This window comes from Neisseria shayeganii 871 (assembly GCF_000226875.1).
Classification (GTDB): domain Bacteria; phylum Pseudomonadota; class Gammaproteobacteria; order Burkholderiales; family Neisseriaceae; genus Eikenella; species Eikenella shayeganii.
The window spans coordinates 299,783-301,092 of the sequence record NZ_JH164926.1 but is presented as its reverse complement, the minus strand read 5'-3'; the positions used below and the strand labels follow the sequence as shown (position 1 = coordinate 301,092).

Sequence of the window (1,310 nt, the reverse complement as noted above, 5' to 3'; positions counted from 1 at the left end):
ATATTAAATATTGTATTATTCCTAACCCTATTGAAAATTTTTATCCTATACCTAAATTTAGTAATAAATTTAGTAATAATATTCTGTATATTGGTCGATTCTCAAAAGAAAAACAACCATTAGAAGCTTTAAGAATATTTAATCAAAGCCGATTATGGGAAAAAAATTCCACTTCAAGATGTATGGAAGTGGAGATCTAAAAAACTATTTATTAGAATATATTGAAGAGAATAATTTATCAAATTTTGTTACTATTATCGAAAATGAAAACAATGTACAAGTAATGTTTCAAAATGCAAGATGTGTAGTGGTAACTTCTAAAGTTGAAGGATTTAGTTTAAACATCTTAGAAGCTTTTTCATTTGGTATTCCATGCTTTTCATATGACTGCCCTTATGGGCCTAGAAACCAAATTAAGAATAATATAAATGGGTATTTAATTGAGCAAAATAATACAGATCAATTTATTGAAGTTTTAAAAAGAATAAATGATTTTCCTATTTCAGAAAAAGTACAACTCTCAGTTAAATATCTTTTAATTGACAATATAATCCCGCAATGGATTAAATTATTCGAAAAATTAACACTGCAACACTTTGATCATCAGAAATAATTCTTATATTTGACTTAAAATATGCTCCTCTTCATTGACAGCTACGACAGCTTCACTTACAACATCGTGCAATACTTCGCCGAACTGGGCGAACTGGGTCAAGAAGTATTGGTGCGGCGTAACGACGATATTTCTGTATCGGAAATCGAAGCACTCCATCCCCAATATTTGGTCATCGCCCCCGGGCCCTGTTCGCCCAAGGAAGCCGGTATTTCGGTGGCCGCCATGCAGTAGTTTGCCGACAAACTACCAATTATGGGGGTTTGCCTAGATGTTTAGTCCCACCATTAGCTGGCATGGATTTATTCTAAAGCGTTCAGGCTGGTCATGCCACTGTTTGCAGATGAATTCGTAGGGCGTGAGCCCCTTCAAAGTCTTGAGCCTACGTGCGAAGTTGTAGGCGTTCATGAAGCTGGCCAAGTGCTGTTGCAGCTGCGCGTGGTCGTCGTAGTGGAAACGCTTGACTGTGGCTTCCTTGATGGTCCGGTTCATGCGTTCGACCTGTCCATTCGTCCAAGGATGCTTGACCTGAGTCAGACGGTGCTCAATGCCATGCTCCTGGCACACCCGGGTGAAGATGTGCGCCGGGCCATACCGGTCACGACGGCGGTTGGTGAACTGGATGCCGTTGTCGGTCAGCACAGTATGGATGTGGTAGGGCACGGCATTGATCAGATTACGCAGAAACTGCGCTGCT

General features: G+C 39.8%; 3 protein-coding genes and 1 pseudogene. 3 read left to right on the top strand and 1 reads right to left on the bottom strand.

Annotated elements, in window-relative coordinates; all coding sequences use genetic code 11:
- From HMPREF9371_RS12980 to HMPREF9371_RS01360, 3 genes and pseudogenes are all read left to right on the top strand, one after another.
- Positions 1 to 200 (top strand): hypothetical protein (locus tag HMPREF9371_RS12980; protein WP_232203061.1); only part of this gene is annotated, 200 nt, incomplete at its 5' end.
- The gene (locus HMPREF9371_RS11255) at positions 155 to 613 is read left to right on the top strand and encodes a glycosyltransferase (protein ID WP_009118017.1); all 459 of its coding nucleotides are present in this window, start codon (positions 155 to 157) and stop codon (positions 611 to 613) included. The genes HMPREF9371_RS12980 and HMPREF9371_RS11255, both read left to right, overlap by 46 nt.
- A 21-nt stretch (positions 614 to 634) precedes the next feature.
- Positions 635 to 844: pseudogene (locus HMPREF9371_RS01360) on the top strand (glutamine amidotransferase-related protein); the annotation flags it as partial.
- 36 nt (positions 845 to 880) lie between these two features.
- Here the strand turns inward: HMPREF9371_RS01360 and HMPREF9371_RS01355 are convergent.
- On the bottom strand, positions 881 to 1,310 hold a 430-nt coding region (locus tag HMPREF9371_RS01355; RefSeq protein WP_040660599.1), incomplete at its 5' end, for an integrase core domain-containing protein.